The organism is Streptomyces sp. NPDC091371, from assembly GCF_040684275.1.
Classification (GTDB): domain Bacteria; phylum Actinomycetota; class Actinomycetes; order Streptomycetales; family Streptomycetaceae; genus Streptomyces.
The window spans coordinates 167,262-184,097 of record NZ_JBFBFP010000012.1 but is presented as its reverse complement, the minus strand read 5'-3'; the positions used below and the strand labels follow the sequence as shown (position 1 = coordinate 184,097).

The window sequence follows — 16,836 nt, the reverse complement described above, 5'->3', positions numbered from 1 at the left end:
TGAGGCGCGGGGTCTGGGGCGGAGCCCCCCACGCGGCGGAGCCGCATATCGGTACTGCGGGAAGGGGCGGGGTGGGGGAAGGCCCCGCGCAGCGGCACCGGCACCGGCGACCGCTAGCCGCGCAGCAGCTCCGCCAGGACGGCCGCGTGGCTCGAGCCCGGGTCCTGGACGGCCGTCAGCAGCGTCAGCGGACCCGCACCGGCCGGCCCCCGCAGGCGGGCCGGCTCCGCCACCGCCCCCGGCTCCGCCAGCTCCGCCTCGTACCTCCCCCAGCTACCGCTGGGAGGTGCCCCCTGCCGGAACTCCGCGGCCGAGCCGCCCCCGTGGAACCACTTGCGCAGCTCCGTCGACGGGGCCACCGCCTTCGGCCACTCGTCCACCCCCGCCGCCGCCTTCGACAGGCCCCGCGGCCAGAGCCGGTCCACGAGCACCCTCCCCCAGACTCCGTCCGGGGGGACCCCCGGGCCGTCGGCCCCCGGCTCCGGAGGGTCGTACACGCGCCGCAGCCGGATCGCCGTCACCGTCCGCCTCCCAGTCCCTTGACCTCGTCCCACAGTGCCGGGTCCAGCACCCCCACCCGCCGCCGCAACTCCCACAGCGACACCTCCTCCGGCCGGTCCGCCTCCAGGAAGCCCGCCCGGCCCTGCGCCCCCACCGTCCCCGGCGGCAGCGGGATCACCCCGGCCCGCCGGTCGTCGTACTTGCCGGTGATCCACGCGACCCGCGCGCGGTGCCCCCGTACCGACTCCACCGCCAGGACCAGGCACGTACGGCCGTCCGCCACGCTCCACAGCTCGCCCGACCGCGGCCGCGGCGGCGGGCCCGGCCCGTGCGCCGCCGGAGTCCGGCGGGGGAGGCCCAGCCGGCGCCCGGCGATCAGCACCACCAGCGCGACGGCCACGACCGCGGCCACCGCGGGCCACCAGGACGTGTCCATGCTTCGACCGTAGCCGCGCCACACGCTCCCGGCACGGCAACGCACGGCAGCGCACGGCAACGCCCGTGCCACCCCGTCGCTCCCCCGGGTGACAGCGCAGGTGATTCCCCCCACAACGGCCCGCCGCGGAGGAGCGACCGGAGGTTTCGCGCCTTACGCTCGACCCACGCACGGCCCGCATTCCGTCCACGGACCGTCCTCGGAGGTTCACGCTCCATGAAGCTCACCGTCGTCGGCTGTTCGGGGTCGTTCCCGTCCGCGGAATCGGCCTGTTCGAGCTACCTCGTAGAGGCCGACGGCTTCCGGCTGCTCCTCGACATGGGCAACGGCGCCCTCGGCGAGCTCCAGCGCCACTGCGGTCTCTACGACCTCGACGCGATCTTCCTGAGCCACCTGCACGCCGACCACTGCATCGACATGTGCGCGTACTTCGTCGCCCGCTACTACCGGCACGAGGGCGGCCGCTGCGGCACCATCCCCGTCTACGGCCCCGAGGGCACCGAGAAGCGCCTGACCACCGCCTACGACGACGTCCCCGACGAGCGCTCGATGAGCGAGGTCTTCGACTTCCGCACCCTGAAGTCCGGCTCGTTCGAGATCGGCCCGTTCCAGATCCGCACCGAGCGGGTCGCGCACCCCGTCGAGTCGTACGGGATCCGCGTCGAGCACGGCGGCCGCTCCCTGACGTACTCCGGCGACACCGGGGCCTGCCCGGAGCTGGGCCAGCTCGTCGAGGGCACCGACCTCTTCCTGTGCGAGGCCTCCTTCACCCACGGCAAGGAGGACATCCCGGACCTCCACCTCAACGGCCGTGAGGCCGGCGAGTACGCGCGCGGCGGCGGGGTCGGACGGCTGGTCCTCACCCACATCCCGCCGTGGACGGACGCCCGGCAGAACCTCGCCGACGCCCGCGCGGTCTACGACGGGCAGGTCGACCTGGCGTACTCGGGCGCCGTGTACGAGGTCTGAGACGCGGTACGCGACGAAGCCCCCGCCCTCCCTTCCGGGAGAGCGGGGGCTTCTTCGTGGCGCGGGTGAGCCGGCAGGGCCTACTTGGCCTCGGCCTTCAGCAGCTCGGCGAGCTCCTCGTCGGACTCGCGGCCCGGCGTCGGGAGGTTGAACTTCGTGATCGCGAAGCGGAAGACGACGTAGTACACGGCCGCGAAGCAGAGGCCGACGCCCGCCAGGCCCCACGGGTTGTCGGCGATGCCCAGGTTCAGCAGGAAGTCGACCGCGCCGGCGGAGAAGCCGAAGCCGTCGCGCATGCCCAGGGCCCAGGTCAGCGCCATGGAGACACCGGTGAGGACCGCGTGGATCGCGTAGAGCACCGGGGCGATGAACATGAAGGTGAACTCGATCGGCTCGGTCACACCGGTGACGAAGGCGGTGAGCGCGAGGGAGAACATCATGCCGCCGACGACCTTGCGGCGCTCGGGGCGGGCGCAGTGGACGATCGCGAGGCAGGCCGCCGGGAGGGCGAACATCATGATCGGGAAGAAGCCGGTCATGAACTGTCCGGCGGTCGGGTCACCGGCGAGGAAGCGGCCGATGTCACCGTGGACGGCGCCGGTCGGGGTGTCGAAGGAGCCGGCCTGGAACCACGGGAAGGAGTTCAGCAGGTGGTGCATGCCGATCGGGATCAGCGCGCGGTTGGCGACACCGAAGAGACCCGCGCCGACGGCGCCCGAGCCGGTCAGCCACGTACCGAAGCTGTGCAGGCCGGAGCCGAGGACCGGCCAGATGAGACCGAAGACGATGCCGGCGACCAGACCCGCGAAGGCGGAGAGGATCGGAACGAGGCGGCGGCCGCCGAAGAAGCCCGCCCAGTCCGGCAGCTTGGTCCGGTAGAACTTCTGGTACAGCAGGGCCGTGATGACACCCATCACGACACCGCCGAGGACACCGGCGTTGACCGGGGCGTCGACCTCGACGATCTTTCCGCCGACGACCTTGGCCACCTTCGGCAGGTTGCTGTCCGTGAAGGTGCCGAGCACCTTCTGGAAGACCAGGTAGCCGGTGACGGCGGCCAGCGCGGTGGAACCGTCCGACTTCTTCGCGAAGCCGATCGCGATGCCGACGGCGAACAGCAGCGCCATGTTGTCGAGGATCGCGCCACCACCGGCGGCCATGTAGCCGGCGATCTTGTTGACGAAGGTCGGGAAGGTGTCCTTGCCGAGCATGTCGCCCGCGCCGAGGCGGAGCAGGAGCGCGCCGGCAGGCAGCACGGCAACGGGGAGCATGAGGCTCCGGCCGATGCGCTGCATGACGGCCATCACGCCAGCGCCCTTCTTCTTTTCCGCAGCGGTCGCTGTGGACATGTGGTTCCTCCAGTGGGCAAGGCGCCGCCAGGGGGCAGAGAAGCGGGGGATGGCGACGTCTCGGAAAGGTGGCTCCCGGGGGCCGGACCCGGCCCACGTGGTCTACACCAATCGGTGGTGTAGACCAGTTGTAGCACGGTGAGGGATAGATAAGGAACCTTCGATTTCCTGTGGTCTACACCACACTCGGCGTGTCGGCGCCCCACGTCTGGGCCGCCGGGCCCAGGACATGGCGAAGGCCCCCGGAACCAGTGGTCCGAGGGCCTCGAAGGCGGGCCGAAGGGCCCGCCCGGCACGTCCGGGCGGTTACGCCTTGGTGTTCTCCGCCTGCATCGCCTCGATCTCCTCGTCCGACTCCCGGCCCGGCGTCGGGATGTCGAACTTCGTGATCGCGAAGCGGAAGATCACGTAATAGACGACCGCGAAGCACAGGCCGATCGGGATGATCAGCCACGGCTTCGTCGCCAGGCCCCAGTTGATGACGTAGTCGATCAGGCCGGCCGAGAAGCTGAAGCCGTCGTGCACCCCCAGCGCCCACGTCACCGCCATCGACACACCCGTCAGCACCGCGTGGATCGCGTACAGCGCCGGCGCCACGAACAGGAACGAGTACTCCAGCGGCTCCGTGATGCCCGTGACGAACGAGGTCAGGCCCACCGACAGCATCAGACCGCCCACCTCCTTGCGCCGCTGCGGCTTCGCGCAGTGCGCGATCGCGAGGGCGGCCGCCGGGAGGGCGAACATCATGATCGGGAAGAAGCCGGAGAGGAACTGTCCCGCATCGGGGTCACCGTTCAGGAACATGTTGATGTCGCCGTGCACGGTCTTCCCGTCCGGCGTGGTGTAGCTGCCGAACTGGAACCACACCGGCACGTTCAGGAACTGGTGCAGGCCGATCACCAGCAGCGCGCGGTTCGCGACGCCGAAGATGCCCGCACCCCACGAGCCGAGGCCCACCAGCCAGTCCGAGAAGCTCTCCAGCGCGTCACCGACCGGCGGCCAGATCCACAGGCAGAGCGCGGCGAAGCCGATCGCCACGAACGACATGATGATCGGGACGAGACGGCGGCCGTTGAAGAAGCCCAGCCAGTCGACCAGCTTCACCCGGTGGTAGCGCTGCCAGAACCAGGCCGCGAGCAGCCCCATGATGATGCCGCCGAAGACCCCCGGGTTCTGGTACGTGTACGAGACGAACGTGTCGTTCGGCCCCAGGCAGCCGCCGCCGATGTCCTTGGTCCCCGAGGGGCACGGCTTCTGGAACGCGTGCAGCACCCCGCGGTAGACGAGGAAGCCGGCCACCGCCGCGAGGGCGGTCGAGCCGTCCGCCTTCTTGGCCATGCCGATCGCGACGCCGATGCAGAAGAGGAGGGGCAGGCCGAGGTCGGGGTCCAGCAGGGCGCCGCCCGCACCGGCCATGACCTTGGCGACGTCGGTCCAGCCCAGTCCCTTGGCGCCGAAGACGTCCGGCTGCCCCAGCCGGTTGAGGATGCCCGCCGCGGGCAGAACGGCGATCGGCAGCTGAAGACTCCGCCCCATCTTCTGCAGCCCCTGGAACAACCCGTTCCACCATTTCGGCTGCGGTGCTGCTGATGCTGCTGCGGCGCTGCTCGCGCTCATACGGCGTCCTCCCTGACCGGCCCGTTTTTGGCTGTCGCGGCACGTGCGGCACACTGGTGTAGACCAGTTGTGGGCAGGTTGCTGCTGATCGTCATGATTCGGCAGAAGTTGGTTATGCGCTCGCGTAGATGGGCCAACCGTGGGATACCGTGACGAAACGGACCCCGTGGGGGTATCCATCCACGGGCCGCCGAGACTCGTTCTTCGTATCACTCAGGGAGAAACACATGGCCACCAAGGCTGAGAAGATCGTCGCCGGGCTCGGCGGTATCGAGAACATCGAAGAGGTCGAAGGCTGCATCACCCGTCTGCGCACCGAGGTCGTCGACCCCTCGCTCGTCGACGAAGCCGCCCTCAAGGCCGCCGGCGCCCACGGCGTCGTCAAGATGGGCACCGCGATCCAGGTCGTCATCGGCACCGACGCCGACCCGATCGCCGCCGACATCGAGGACATGATGTGAGCCGGGCTCGCTGAAGCACCTCCGAGGACCCCGTACGGACGCCGGACGCACCCGTACGGGGTCTTCGGCGTTCCCCCGCAGCGACTAGGCTCGGCGGCATGTCTCGCATCGACGGCCGTACGCCCGAACAGCTCCGCCCGGTCACCCTCGAACGCGGATGGAGCAAGCACGCCGAGGGCTCCGTCCTCATCTCCTTCGGAGACACCAAGGTCTTCTGCACCGCCTCCTTCACCGAAGGCGTCCCGCGCTGGCGCAAGGGCAGCGGCGAAGGCTGGGTCACCTCCGAGTACTCGATGCTGCCCCGCTCCACCAACACCCGCGGCGACCGCGAATCCGTCCGCGGCAAGATCGGCGGCCGCACCCACGAGATCTCCCGCCTCATCGGCCGCTCGCTGCGCGCCGTGATCGACTACAAGGCGCTGGGCGAGAACACCATCGTCCTCGACTGCGACGTCCTCCAGGCCGACGGCGGCACCCGCACCGCCGCCATCACCGGCGCCTACGTCGCCCTCGCCGACGCCATCGCCTGGGGCCAGAAGAAGAAGCTCATCAAGGCCGGCCGCAAGCCGCTCACCGACACCGTCGCCGCGGTCAGCGTCGGCATCGTCGACGGCGTCCCCCTCCTCGACCTCTGCTACGAGGAGGACGTGCGCGCGGAGACCGACATGAACGTGGTCTGCACCGGCGACGGCCGCTTCGTCGAGGTCCAGGGCACGGCCGAGGGCGAGCCCTTCGACCGCAAGGAACTCAACGCCCTCCTGGACCTCGCCGCCGGCGGCTGCGCGGACCTCCAGGCCATCCAGCTGAGCGCGCTGGAACTGTAAGCGCCGGGAACGACGTCTGGCAGGGTACGGGCGCACGGTGTCAAAGCCGCGCGCCCGTCCACGTATCCGTATCCGTATCCGAGTCCTTGGGGGACATCACATGAAGCTCCGCATAGCCGCCGTGGCCGTGGCTGCCGCCCTCACCATCCCCGCCCTCACCTCTTGTGACGCGATCTCCACGGCGATGGACTGCGCGAGCACGGCGGTCGCCATCACGGAAGGCGTGACCGACCTCTCCGAAGCGGTCTCCAACGCGGGCAACAGCCCCCAGGACGCCCAGAACGCGCTCAACCAGATCGACGCCAACCTCAAGAAGATCGGCGACCGGACGGACAACGCCGACCTGGGCAAGGCCATCGACTCGATGACCACGGCCGTCAAGAACGTCCGCACCGCCATCGAACAGGGCAACCCCACCCCGGACATCAAGCCGGTGGCCGACGCCGCCTCCGAGATCTCGAAGGTCTGCACCGCCGGATAATGAGGGCATGACCTCGACGCCTGCTCCCGCTCCCCGCCTGATCCTGGCCACCCGCAACGCGGGCAAGGTCGCCGAACTCCACGCCATCCTGTCCGACGCCGGCCTGCCGCACGAGCTGGTCGGCGCGGACGCGTACCCGGAGATCCCGGACGTCAAGGAAACCGGCGTCACCTTCGCCGAGAACGCCCTCCTCAAGGCCCACGCCCTCGCGAAGGCCACGGGCCTGCCCGCCATCGCCGACGACTCGGGCCTCTGCGTGGACGTCCTGCACGGCGCCCCGGGCATCTTCTCCGCCCGCTGGGCGGGCCGGCACGGCGACGACCGCGCCAACTTGGACCTCCTCCTGGCCCAGCTCGGCGACATCGCCGACGAGAACCGCGGCGCCCACTTCGCCTGCGCGGCGGCCCTGGCCCTCCCGGACGGCACGGAACGCGTCGTCGAAGGCCGCCTTTTGGGCACCCTCCGCCACACCCCGTCGGGCTCGGGCGGCTTCGGCTACGACCCGATCCTCCAGCCGCTGGGCGAGTCCCGGACCTGCGCGGAGCTGACGGCGGCGGAGAAGAACGCGATCTCCCACCGGGGGCAGGCGTTCCGGGCGCTGGTGCCGTTCGTTCGGGCCTTGGTGGGCTGAGGCCGTCGATATGCCGAAGGCCCCGTACGCAGATGCTGTGTACGGGGCCTTCGTGTCGGTGCGGTCGGAGGGACTCGAACCCTCAAGGGATTTCTCCCACAACTACCTAAAAGTTGCGTGTAGGCCAATTCCACCACGACCGCGACTAACCGGTCAATTCGGACATCGGTCCTGGCCGGCTGCGGTTAGTCTACGACTGCCGAGGTCCGGCGGGCGACATCATTGCGGCGACGACCTCCGCGGCACCAGGTGTCGGTCAGTGCATGGCAGTTGGGGCACAGGTAGCGGAGGTTTTCGCGCCGGTTGTCGAGCCAGTCTCCGCTGATGTGGTCGATGTGGAGGGTGATGGCACGCCCGAGCCATTCGCCGGGATTCCCGCAGTTCGAGCAGGCGCACGGAACGCCGACTTCCTGAAGTGCTCGGTGGAGCCGGGCGCGGTTGAGCCGGGCGGATCCATCAGGGAGAACGACGAGGGTGTCGGGTGCGACGGGTTTCGGCGTCACTGCCGTCGGGGCTGCCCAAGGGCGCCGTCTGAAGTGGCTGACGTCAAGTCCGAGTTGTGTGATGCATCGGCGCACCCGGCGGTGGTTGACGTCGTTCACTTCGAGCCCGAGGGTGCGCATGACGTCCGCGTATCCGGCCGCACCCGGGACGGCGGCGCGCAGCGCCTCCTCCGGAATGGCCGGCCGGGAATTGCGAAAGCGGGTGGTGTCGATGCCGTGCTCTTTCAGCATTCTCCCGAGAGCGGCGCGGGACCGGCCGTCGTCGGGCATGCCCAGGGCGCGAGCCGTACCGCGGATGCTGTCGGCGGATGCCGCAGCCGCTGCAAGTTCTGCCGGGGTGAAGGGAAGCTCGATCGCTTCTCGGCCCATGCCTGGGAAGTGGCTGACGTCGATGCCCGCCGCGGCCATTCGCCGGACGATGTGCGAAAGGGCGCCGGTGGTGGGACGTACGCCGAGCTGGACCGCCACTTCGCGCAGTGTGGTCGATGACGCGGCCGCCGCCGCTATGGCCTCGTCCGGGTACTTGCGCCATGGACTGCGTTTCGCGAAGTGACTGCTGTCGATGCCGTAGGAGGCGGCCTTCTCCTGGAGTGTGCGGCGTCGTCCGCCGTTCTCTTTCAGTCCGAGGCGCCGCATCAGGTCGGCCCAGCCTCTCGACTCTGCGATGGCTGCGGCCAGCGTGTCCCGCTCGTACGGGTCGACCATGCTTCCGCTCCCCCTATCGGCCGCACGTGCGGCCCTCGCACGGAGTAACGCACCGACAGTCGGACGGTTACGGGGGATTTCGTCCGATAAACGGAGCAGCCCGCACCGATTTACGGTGCGGGCCGCTCCGGCAGGAGAGGGTCAGATGCCCAGGTCCTTGATGATCTTGGCTACGTGGCCCGTCGCCTTCACGTTGTAGAAGGCGTGCTCCACCTTGCCTTCCTCGTCCACGACCACCGTGGACCGGATGACCCCGGTCACGGTCTTGCCGTACAGCTTCTTCTCGCCGAAGGCGCCGTAGGCCTCCAGGACGGCCTTCTCCGGGTCTCCGACCAGCGTGACCTTCAGGTGCTCCTTCTCGCGGAACTTCGCCAGCTTCTCCGGCTTGTCCGGCGACACGCCGATGACGTCGTAGCCGGCCGTGGCCAGTACGTCCAGGTTGTCCGTGAAGTCGCAGGCCTGCTTCGTGCAGCCGGGCGTCAGCGCGGCGGGGTAGAAGTACACGATCACCTTGCGGCCCTTGTGGTCGGCGAGCGAGACCTCGTTGCCGTCCGCGTCGGGCAGGGTGAAGGCGGGGGCGGTGTCGCCCGGCTGCAGTCGCTCGCTCATCTCGTCAGTCTCCTCGGGAGGGCACCAGCATCGTTATGCCACGAGACTAAGCTGACAGCCTGTTCACGTACGAACACGACCACGATCGCGACCACGATCACGACCCATGACGACGGAGGCAGCGCGGTGCCGGAAGCCAGGACCCCCGCACAGATCGAGGCGGACATCGTCCGCCGCCGCGAGCAGCTCGCCGAGACGCTCGACGAGATCGGTGTGCGGATGCACCCGAAGACGATCATCGGGGATGCGAAGGCCCGGCTGGTCGGGACCGTCGATCACGCCGCCGGGCGGGCCTTCGCCGCCGTGAACCGGTGCGTGACCGACCTGCAGGCCGGGCTGCGCCACGACGACGGTACGCCGCGCCCCGCGCGGATCGTGCCGGTCGCGCTGGTCGCGGTGGGCCTGGTCGGGCTGCTGGTGGTGTCGGCGCGCCGCAAGCGGTGACGACCCTCCGGAGTGCAGGGCCGTCGCGGACAGGTAAGTTCGAGGCGTGAGCGAGAACACCACCCACGACAAGCTGCCCATCCGCATGCTCCACGACCGCGTGCTCGTGAAGTCCGACCTGCCGGAGGGCGAGCGCCGCTCGGGCGGCGGCATTCTGATTCCGGCGACGGCCGCGGTCGGCAAGCGGCTGGCCTGGGCCGAGGTGGTCGCGGTCGGGCAGAACGTACGTAGCGTAGAGCCGGGCGACCGGGTGCTGTACGACCCCGAGGACCGGGCCGAGGTCGAGGTGCGCGGGGCGACGTACGTGCTGATGCGTGAGCGGGACCTGCACGCGGTGGCCGCGGAGCGGCTGGAGGGGGCCGAGGACTCCACCGGGTTGTACCTGTAGGACGTGGAAAAGGGCTGGTGGCGGAGGTCACCGGCCCTTTTCGCCGCCCTTTGCTACGGTGGAGGGGAACCCCGACGAGACGCGCCGTACCGGGTACGACAAGACGACGCACCCCGTATCGGTCGTTGTCTCGGAGGTGCCGTCATGGCATGGGTTCTTCTTCTCGTCGCCGGTCTGCTGGAAGTCGGCTGGTCGATCGGCATGAAGTTCACCGAAGGTTTCACCCGGCTGTGGCCCAGTGTGTTCACGGGTGCCGGGATCGTCGCGAGCATGGTGTTGCTGTCCTACGCCGCGAAGAGCCTGCCCATCGGTACCGCGTACGGGGTGTGGGTGGGCATCGGTGCCGCCGGTGCGGCCGTGCTCGGTATGGCGGTGCTGGGTGAGCCCGTCACCGCCGCCCGGATCTTCTTCATCTGTCTGCTGCTGGTCGCCGTGGTGGGGCTGAAGGCGACCTCGGGGCACTAGGTCATTCCAGGAAGGCTGACGGGGGGCGCAGGCCCGCCGCGCCGGCGTCCGCGCCCGCCCCCGCGTTGGTGCCCTGGGTGCCCGTGGTGGTGCCGGCCTGGTCGCCCTGGGTGGTGCCGCCGTTGGTCTGGCCTCCGTTGGTTTGACCGCCGTTGGTCTGGCCGCCGTTGTCCTGACCCCCGTTGGTCTGACCCCCGTTGGTCTGGCCGCCGTTGGTCTGGCCCCCGTTGGTCTGGCCGTTCGTCGGGTTCGGGCGCGTGGGCCGGTTCGGGCGGACGGGGCGGCTCGGGGTGACCTCGTCCTCCGGGGTTTCCTCCGGCGGGAACGGCTCGAAGCTGGGGGAGGGCGGGGGCTGGGCCGCGCCCGGCTGGAGTTCGAGGTCGAAGTCGACTGGGTCGGTGCCCTCCAGGGCGGTCTTCGTGTAGGCGGCCCAGATGCGGGCCGGGTAGCCGCCTCCGCCGATGCGGGGCTCGCCGAGGGCGCCGTAGAGGGACTGGAGGGTTCCGGTGTCCGGGTCCTGGCCCATCATCGCCACCACCGTGACCAGGTCCGGGGTGTAGGCGGCGAACCAGGCCGAGCGGTCCAGTTCGCCGGTGCCGGTCTTGCCGGCGGCCGGGTGGCCGGCGGCGAGGGCTGCCGTGCCGGTGCCGTTGTCCACGACGCTGACCAGCATGGAGGTCGTGGTGTCCGCGGCTTCGCGGGTGACCGCCTGGGTGGGCGAGCGGTCGGGGAGGCCGATGGTGTCGTCCTCCTTGGTGATCTTCTCCAGGAAGGTGTACGGGGTGCGGCGGCCGTGGTCCGCGAGGGTCGCGTACGCCTGGGTCATGTCGAGGACGCTGGCCTGCATGGTGCCCAGGGCCATGGCCGGGCCGGGGACGAAGTTCGGGGTGTTCTCGGGGATGCCGAGGTCGACGGCGGTCTGTTTGACCTTGACGGTGCCCACGTCCACGACCATCTGGGCGAAGACGGCGTTGACGGAGAGGTCGGTGGCGGTGTTGACGGTGATGTTGCCGTAGGAGATCTGGCCCTCGTTCTCGGGGGCGTAGGGGACCCGGGTGCCGACGACGCGGCGCTTGTTGTCGCCGTTGTAGATCGTGTTCGGGGTGATCCGGCGGCCGTCCTGGGTGCGGGAGTCGTTTTCGACGGCGGCCGCGAAGACGAACGGCTTGAAGGTGGAGGCGACCTGGTAGTCGTGGCGGGTCGCGTTGTTGACGTACTGCTTGGTGTAGTCGATGCCGCCGTACATGGCGACGACCTTGCCGGTGGCGGGGTCGATGGAGACGCCTCCGGCGCGCACGAGGCGGTCGGCCTTGCGGGCCTCCGGGTCGAGCTTGCTGTTCAGTTGGGCGTCCACCGCTTTGACGAAGTCGTTCTGGCGGCGCTTGTCGATGGTCGTGGTGATCCGGTAGCCGCCCTCGGCGAGGGTCTTCTCGTCGAGGATCTTGTGCTCGGTGATGTAGTCCTTGACGGCTTCGACGAGGTAGCCGCGCTGGCCGGACAGGCCGGCGGCGGGGCGGACCTTGCCGGGCTCGGGGAACTGGGTGGCCGCGCGCTCGGCGGCCGTCAGCCAGTTCTTCTTGACCATGCCGTCGAGTACGTAGTTCCAGCGGGCGAGGGCGCGGTCGCGGCTCTGCGGGTGGGAGACGACGTCGAAGGCGCTGGGGGAGTTGAGGAGGGTGGCGAGGTAGGCGCCCTCGGCGGTGGTGAGTTTGCCGACGTCCTTGCCGTAGTAGGCCTGGGAGGCGGCCTGGATGCCGTAGGCGTTGCGGCCGAAGTAGCTGGTGTTGAGGTAGCCCTCGAGGATGTAGTCCTTCGACTTCTCGCGACCGAGTTTGATCGCGATGAAGAACTCCTTGACCTTGCGTTTGATGGTCTGTTCCTGGCCCAGGTAGTAGTTCTTGACGTACTGCTGGGTGATGGTCGAGCCGGACTGGGTGCCCTTTCCGGTGGCCGTGTTCCAGGCGGCGCGGAGCATCGCCTTGGGGTCCACCGCCCGTTCGGAGTAGAAGTCCCGGTCCTCGGCGGCGAGTACGGCTTCCTGGACGGTCAGCGGGATCTGCGAGAGCGGCACGTTGACGCGGTTGACCTCGCCGTCGCGGGCGAGTTGGGAGCCGTCGGAGTAGAGGTAGACGTTGGACTGCGCGGTGGCGGCGGCGTTGGCCGGCGGGATGTCGACCAGCAGGTAGCCCGCGACGAGGGCGCCGCCGAGCAGCAGGGCGAGGAGGAGTACGCCGCCCAGCACCATGCGCCAGGTGGGGATGAGCCGCCGCCAGCCGGTGCGCTTGCGGCGCGGCTTCCTGCCGGGCTTGGGGGGCCTGCCCGGCTGCTGTTCCCGTGGCGGGGGTGGCTGCTGTCCGTCGGGCGAGTCCGGGTCGCGAGGGGTCCAGCCCGGGGGTGGTGACTGGTCGCTCATCTCCAGGGGCTCCTCGACGCCGTGCGAAATATCCACTTCTGTACCTCATGGTGTCTACCCGATGGCCGGTGATTCCGCTCCGGACGGGCGTAAATCGGTCGCGTGGATCGCCCCTCCGCACTAAGCTCGCGCGCTTTGGCCGACGTAGGAACGACCTGGGAAAGGGAGGGATACGGTGCGGCAGCAAGCGGGTCAGAGAGTGCGCCTCTACCTGGCGGTGGCCGCCGGCGGGTTCCGGCGCTACGCGACGTACGGGACGGCCACGGCGGCCGGGGTGTTCACCAACACCGTGTTCGGTTTCATCGTCGCGTACACGTACATCGCGCTGTGGGACGAGCGTCCCGGGCTCGGCGGTTACGACCAGGCGCAGGCCCTGACCTTCGTGTGGGTGAGCCAGTCGCTGCTCGCCGCCGGGGCGTTGATCGGGGGCGGCTTCCAGGAAGAGATCCAGGAGCGCGTCCGAACGGGTGACATCGCGGTCGACCTGTACCGGCCGGCGGACCTTCAGATGTGGTGGCTGGCGGCCGACATGGGCCGGGCGGCCTTCCAGTTGGCGGGGCGCGGGGTGGTCCCGCTGGTGGCGGGGTCGCTGGTCTTCACGTTGGCGCTGCCCGATGATCCGGTGCGCTGGCTGCTGTTCCTGGTGTCCGTGGTGCTCGGTCTGGTGGTGAGCTTCGCGGTGCGCTATCTGCTGGGGCTGATGGCGTTCTGGCTGATGGACGGTTCGGGGATCAACATGATGGCCACGGTCGTCTCGATCTTCTTCTCGGGGATGCTGCTGCCGCTGACGGTCTTCCCGGGCGGCTTCGGCGAGTTGGTGCGGGTGCTGCCGTGGGCGGCGATGCTCCAGGTGCCGGTGGACGTGCTGATGGGGGAGCACGCGGGGGCCGGAGGTGCGGCGGAGGCGCTGGGGTTCCAGGCCGGGTGGGCGCTCGTACTGCTGGGTGCGGGGCGGCTGTTGCAGTCGGCGGCGACGCGGAAGGTGGTGGTCCAGGGTGGCTGAGGCGGTGCTGGCGGAGCGGGAGCTCCCGGTGCTGGAAGTGCCCCGGCGCAGTCGCGCCCTGGAGGGGCTGCGGGGCTACGGGCTGATCGTGATGATGTGGATCCGGTCGACGATGACGTACCGGACGTCCTTCCTGCTGTCCGCGTTCGGGAACGCGGCGATCACCCTGCTCGACTTCGTCGCGATCTACATCATGTTCTCCCACGTGGACGTGCTGGGCGGTTTCACGCTGCCCGAGATCGCCCTGCTGTACGGGTCCTGCTCGGCCTCCCTGGGCCTGGCGGACCTGCTGCTCGGCAACACGGACCGGATCGGGGTCCGGATCCGGGACGGTTCGCTCGACACGATGCTGGTGCGTCCGGTTCCGGTGCTCGCGCAGGTCGCGGCGGACCGGTTCGCGCTGCGCCGGCTGGGGCGGGTGCTGCAGGGGCTGGGGGTGCTGGCCTGGGCGGTGTGGGCGCTGTCGGGCGAGGTGGAGTGGACGCCGGGCAAGGTGCTGCTGGTGCCGGTGATGATCGTGGCGGGTGCGGCGATCTTCGGTGCGGTGATGGTGGCGGGGGCGGCGTTCCAGTTCCTGGCGGGGGACGCGGCGGAGGTGCAGAACTCCTTCACGTACGGCGGGAACACGATGCTCCAGTACCCGCCGACGGTGTTCGCGAAGGACCTGCTGCGCGCGGTGACCTTCGTCGTCCCGCTGGCTTTCGTCAACTGGCTGCCGGCACTGCACGTGCTGGGGCGGCCCGATCCGCTGGGGCTGCCGGGGTGGGTGGCGTACCTGAGCCCGCTGGTGGCCCTCGTGGTGTTCGTGCCCGCGTCGCTGGCGTGGCGCGCGGGTGTCCGTTCGTACCGGAGTACGGGGAGCTGATCGAAGATGGCGGACGAATCGCTGATCTCGCTGGACGGGGTCGAGAAGGTTTTTGACGTACGGCGCCGGGTGAGCCTGATGCGCCGGGAGAAACGCCAGGTCAGGGCGGTGGACGGGATCAGCTTCGAGGTGGCCCGGGGCGAGATGGTCGGGTACATCGGGCCGAACGGTGCCGGGAAGTCGACGACGATCAAGATGCTGACCGGGATCCTGACCCCGAGCGGCGGCCGACTGCGGGTCGCGGGCATCGATCCGGCGCGGGAGCGGATGCGGCTCGCGCACCGGATCGGGGTGGTGTTCGGGCAGCGGACCACGCTGTGGTGGGACCTGCCGCTGAAGGACTCGTACGGGCTGATGCGGCGGATGTACCGGATCCCGGAGGCGCGCTTCCGTTCGAACCTGGAGCGGTGCGTGGACCGCCTCGACCTGGCGGAGCTGCTGGACGTGCCGGTCCGGCAGCTGTCCCTCGGTCAGCGGATGCGCGGGGACATCGCGGCGGCGCTGCTGCACGATCCGGACGTGCTGTACCTGGACGAGCCGACGATCGGGCTGGACGTGGTGAGCAAGGCGAAGGTGCGGGGCTTCCTGCGGCAGCTGAACGAGGAACTCGGCACGACGGTGCTGCTGACCACGCACGACCTCCAGGACATCGAGCAGCTGTGCGAGCGGGTGATGGTGATCGACCACGGGCGCCTGATGTACGACGGCCCGCTGGGCGGGCTGCACGCGGCGGGTTCGGTGGGCGAGGCCGAACGGACCCTGGTGATCGACCTGGAGCGGGAGCTCGCGCCGATCGAGGTTGCGGGCGCGCGGGTGGTGAAGGTGGAGGGGCCGCGGCAGTGGCTGGCGTTCCCGTCGGGCGAGTCGGCGGCGCCGCTGGTGGCGGCGGTCGCGGCGGAGTACCCGCTGGTGGACCTGTCGGTGCGGGAGCCGGACATCGAGGACGTGATCGCGCGGATGTACGCGGGGCGGGGGTGAGGCGGCCTGTGGGTAAGGGGTAAACCGGGGTCGATCTCTGGGTGCGACTCCGGGTCCGACCCATACAACTCGCCGCGTTCCCTGCATAGTCTGGTGCGCATGAGTGACGAGCGGCCGGAGAAGCCGTTGCCGGAGCTGAGGGCGTCGGATGCCGACCGGGACCGGGTGGTGGAGCGTCTGCGCGACGCCGTCGCCGAGGGCCGGCTCGACATGGAGGAATTCGAGGAGCGGCTGGAGGCGGCCTACAAGTCCCGTACGTACGCGGAACTGGAACCGCTGACGCGGGACCTGCCGGCGGTGGCGGGGCCGGCGGCCGGGCCCGCGGCGCCGGTCCCGCTGTCCGGCGCGGGTTCCGGTTCGTCGTGGCCGGCCCGCATCGGCGGTACGGGCACGTCCACGACGGCCGTGGCGATCATGTCGGGCTTCCAGCGCAAGGGCCGCTGGACGGTGCCCGCCCGCTTCGACGCGGTGGCCTTCTGGGGCGGCGGGGAGCTGGACCTGCGGGAGGCGAACTTCGCGCAGCGCGAGGTCGTGATCAACTGCGTCGCGATCATGGGCGGGGTCCAGATCACGGTGCCGCCGGGCGTGGCGGTCGACGTGCGGGGCATCGGCATCATGGGCGCCTTCGACCAGCGCGAGGGCAGCGGCCCGACGGAACCGGACGCGCCGCGGGTGATCGTGACGGGGTTCGCGTTCTGGGGCGGGGTGGAGATCAAGGTAAAGCCGCCGAAGCGCCCGCTCGGTGGCCCGTCCCTCCGCAAGGAGCTGTAGGGGGGCGGGGGCCGGGGGGTCTGGGCCGGGGGTCTGGGGCGGGGCCGGGCCCTGCGGCCTGGCCCCCGCGCCTCAATCGCCGGCGGGGCTGGGGGTGTCCCGCGGGGCGGGGTCGGCCGGTTGGGGCGGTGCCCCGCCGGAGTGTCTCCTCGTCCTCGCGCACTGAGGCACCGCTTCGACAGGCGAGGGCGGTTGCGCGCTCGTCCTGCGGGGACACTCCGCCGTGTCCCCACCCCAGCGGCACTCTCCCGGCCCACGGGGCGGGGTCATGGCCGACGGGGGGAGCGGGGGCACTCCGGGGAGTCCCCGCAGGACGAGCGCGCAACCGCCCTCCGCTTCGAGAAGTGCCTCAGTGCGCGAGGACGAGGAGACTCCCCGGAGGGACCCCGCGGACGGACCCGATGACCGGGACCCCGCCCGGGG

At 70.2% G+C, this 16,836-nt stretch carries 19 protein-coding genes, 1 tRNA gene and 1 riboswitch; of the genes, 12 read left to right on the top strand and 8 right to left on the bottom strand.

Annotated features, from left to right (window positions below):
• Positions 1 to 113 precede the first annotated feature (113 nt).
• Entirely contained in the window at positions 114 to 521 is a 408-nt protein-coding gene (locus AB0O21_RS16675) for a DUF488 family protein (RefSeq protein ID WP_365171679.1), read from the bottom strand.
• Complete coding sequence (locus AB0O21_RS16670; protein ID WP_365171677.1) at positions 518 to 937, bottom strand: hypothetical protein; 420 nt, start codon at positions 935 to 937, stop codon at positions 518 to 520. Before AB0O21_RS16670 ends, AB0O21_RS16675 begins: the two co-directional genes overlap by 4 nt.
• A 216-nt stretch (positions 938 to 1,153) precedes the next feature.
• Between AB0O21_RS16670 and AB0O21_RS16665 the strand changes: the two genes are divergently transcribed.
• Positions 1,154 to 1,906, top strand: a complete 753-nt coding sequence (locus AB0O21_RS16665) for an MBL fold metallo-hydrolase (RefSeq protein ID WP_365171675.1) — start codon at positions 1,154 to 1,156, stop codon at positions 1,904 to 1,906.
• An 80-nt stretch (positions 1,907 to 1,986) separates the two neighbouring features.
• On the opposite strand, the gene AB0O21_RS16660 is transcribed toward AB0O21_RS16665, so the two are convergent.
• Both AB0O21_RS16660 and AB0O21_RS16655 read right to left on the bottom strand, forming a co-directional pair.
• Positions 1,987 to 3,255 carry a PTS transporter subunit EIIC gene (locus tag AB0O21_RS16660; protein WP_365171673.1) on the bottom strand — a complete coding sequence of 423 codons (1,269 nt, stop codon included), beginning with the start codon at positions 3,253 to 3,255 and terminating at the stop codon, positions 1,987 to 1,989.
• Positions 3,256 to 3,561: 306 nt separating this feature from the next.
• Positions 3,562 to 4,872, bottom strand: a complete 1,311-nt coding sequence (locus AB0O21_RS16655; protein WP_365171671.1) for a PTS transporter subunit EIIC — start codon at positions 4,870 to 4,872, stop codon at positions 3,562 to 3,564.
• A 227-nt stretch (positions 4,873 to 5,099) separates the two neighbouring features.
• Here AB0O21_RS16655 and AB0O21_RS16650 point away from each other — a divergent pair, with 227 nt between their 5' ends.
• The 4 genes from AB0O21_RS16650 (at position 5,100) to rdgB (ending at position 7,269) form a co-directional block, all read left to right on the top strand.
• Positions 5,100 to 5,333, top strand: coding sequence for a PTS glucose/sucrose transporter subunit IIB (locus AB0O21_RS16650; protein WP_361945811.1), 234 nt, complete (start codon positions 5,100 to 5,102; stop codon positions 5,331 to 5,333).
• A 98-nt stretch (positions 5,334 to 5,431) separates the two neighbouring features.
• A complete protein-coding gene (gene rph, locus AB0O21_RS16645) occupies positions 5,432 to 6,157 on the top strand; it encodes a ribonuclease PH (protein WP_365171669.1) in 726 nt (241 codons plus the stop codon).
• Between the two features lie 100 nt (positions 6,158 to 6,257).
• Positions 6,258 to 6,638: a hypothetical protein gene (locus AB0O21_RS16640; RefSeq protein WP_365171665.1), complete on the top strand. Its 381-nt coding sequence runs from the start codon at positions 6,258 to 6,260 to the stop codon at positions 6,636 to 6,638.
• A 7-nt stretch (positions 6,639 to 6,645) separates the two neighbouring features.
• A complete protein-coding gene (gene rdgB / locus AB0O21_RS16635; RefSeq protein WP_365171663.1) occupies positions 6,646 to 7,269 on the top strand; it encodes an RdgB/HAM1 family non-canonical purine NTP pyrophosphatase in 624 nt (207 codons plus the stop codon).
• 59 nt (positions 7,270 to 7,328) lie between these two features.
• Here rdgB and AB0O21_RS16630 read toward each other — a convergent pair.
• The 3 genes from AB0O21_RS16630 to bcp all read right to left on the bottom strand — a co-directional run bounded on the left by AB0O21_RS16630 (position 7,329) and on the right by bcp (position 9,086).
• Positions 7,329 to 7,412, bottom strand: a tRNA-Leu gene (locus tag AB0O21_RS16630).
• Positions 7,413 to 7,454: 42 nt separating this feature from the next.
• Positions 7,455 to 8,477 carry an HNH endonuclease gene (locus AB0O21_RS16625; protein ID WP_365171661.1) on the bottom strand — a complete coding sequence of 341 codons (1,023 nt, stop codon included), beginning with the start codon at positions 8,475 to 8,477 and terminating at the stop codon, positions 7,455 to 7,457.
• Between the two features lie 141 nt (positions 8,478 to 8,618).
• Positions 8,619 to 9,086 carry a thioredoxin-dependent thiol peroxidase gene (bcp, locus tag AB0O21_RS16620; RefSeq protein WP_365171659.1) on the bottom strand — a complete coding sequence of 156 codons (468 nt, stop codon included), beginning with the start codon at positions 9,084 to 9,086 and terminating at the stop codon, positions 8,619 to 8,621.
• Positions 9,087 to 9,212: 126 nt separating this feature from the next.
• Between bcp and AB0O21_RS16615 the strand changes: the two genes are divergently transcribed.
• From AB0O21_RS16615 to AB0O21_RS16605, 3 genes are all read left to right on the top strand, one after another.
• Positions 9,213 to 9,530 (top strand): DUF3618 domain-containing protein, encoded by a 318-nt coding sequence (locus AB0O21_RS16615; protein ID WP_365171657.1) that lies wholly within the window; start codon positions 9,213 to 9,215, stop codon positions 9,528 to 9,530.
• Between the two features lie 46 nt (positions 9,531 to 9,576).
• Positions 9,577 to 9,918, top strand: coding sequence for a co-chaperone GroES (locus AB0O21_RS16610; RefSeq protein WP_365171655.1), 342 nt, complete (start codon positions 9,577 to 9,579; stop codon positions 9,916 to 9,918).
• 42 nt (positions 9,919 to 9,960) lie between these two features.
• Positions 9,961 to 10,031, top strand: a riboswitch (guanidine-III (ykkC-III) riboswitch).
• 31 nt (positions 10,032 to 10,062) lie between these two features.
• On the top strand, positions 10,063 to 10,383 hold the full coding sequence (locus tag AB0O21_RS16605) for a multidrug efflux SMR transporter (protein WP_214938444.1): 321 nt from the start codon (positions 10,063 to 10,065) through the stop codon (positions 10,381 to 10,383).
• Between the two features lies 1 nt (position 10,384).
• Here the strand turns inward: AB0O21_RS16605 and AB0O21_RS16600 are convergent, their stop codons facing one another.
• Positions 10,385 to 12,796, bottom strand: coding sequence for a transglycosylase domain-containing protein (locus AB0O21_RS16600; protein ID WP_365171697.1), 2,412 nt, complete (start codon positions 12,794 to 12,796; stop codon positions 10,385 to 10,387).
• 199 nt (positions 12,797 to 12,995) lie between these two features.
• Here AB0O21_RS16600 and AB0O21_RS16595 point away from each other — a divergent pair, with 199 nt between their 5' ends.
• The 4 genes from AB0O21_RS16595 to AB0O21_RS16580 all read left to right on the top strand — a co-directional run bounded on the left by AB0O21_RS16595 (position 12,996) and on the right by AB0O21_RS16580 (position 16,413).
• Positions 12,996 to 13,799: an ABC-2 family transporter protein gene (locus tag AB0O21_RS16595; RefSeq protein WP_365171695.1), complete on the top strand. Its 804-nt coding sequence runs from the start codon at positions 12,996 to 12,998 to the stop codon at positions 13,797 to 13,799.
• 91 nt (positions 13,800 to 13,890) lie between these two features.
• Positions 13,891 to 14,664, top strand: coding sequence for an ABC transporter permease (locus AB0O21_RS16590; RefSeq protein ID WP_365171693.1), 774 nt, complete (start codon positions 13,891 to 13,893; stop codon positions 14,662 to 14,664).
• A gap of 6 nt (positions 14,665 to 14,670) precedes the next feature.
• Complete coding sequence (locus AB0O21_RS16585; protein WP_365171653.1) at positions 14,671 to 15,642, top strand: ATP-binding cassette domain-containing protein; 972 nt, start codon at positions 14,671 to 14,673, stop codon at positions 15,640 to 15,642.
• Between the two features lie 99 nt (positions 15,643 to 15,741).
• Positions 15,742 to 16,413, top strand: coding sequence for a DUF1707 domain-containing protein (locus AB0O21_RS16580; protein WP_365171651.1), 672 nt, complete (start codon positions 15,742 to 15,744; stop codon positions 16,411 to 16,413).
• Positions 16,414 to 16,836: the final 423 nt, after the last annotated feature.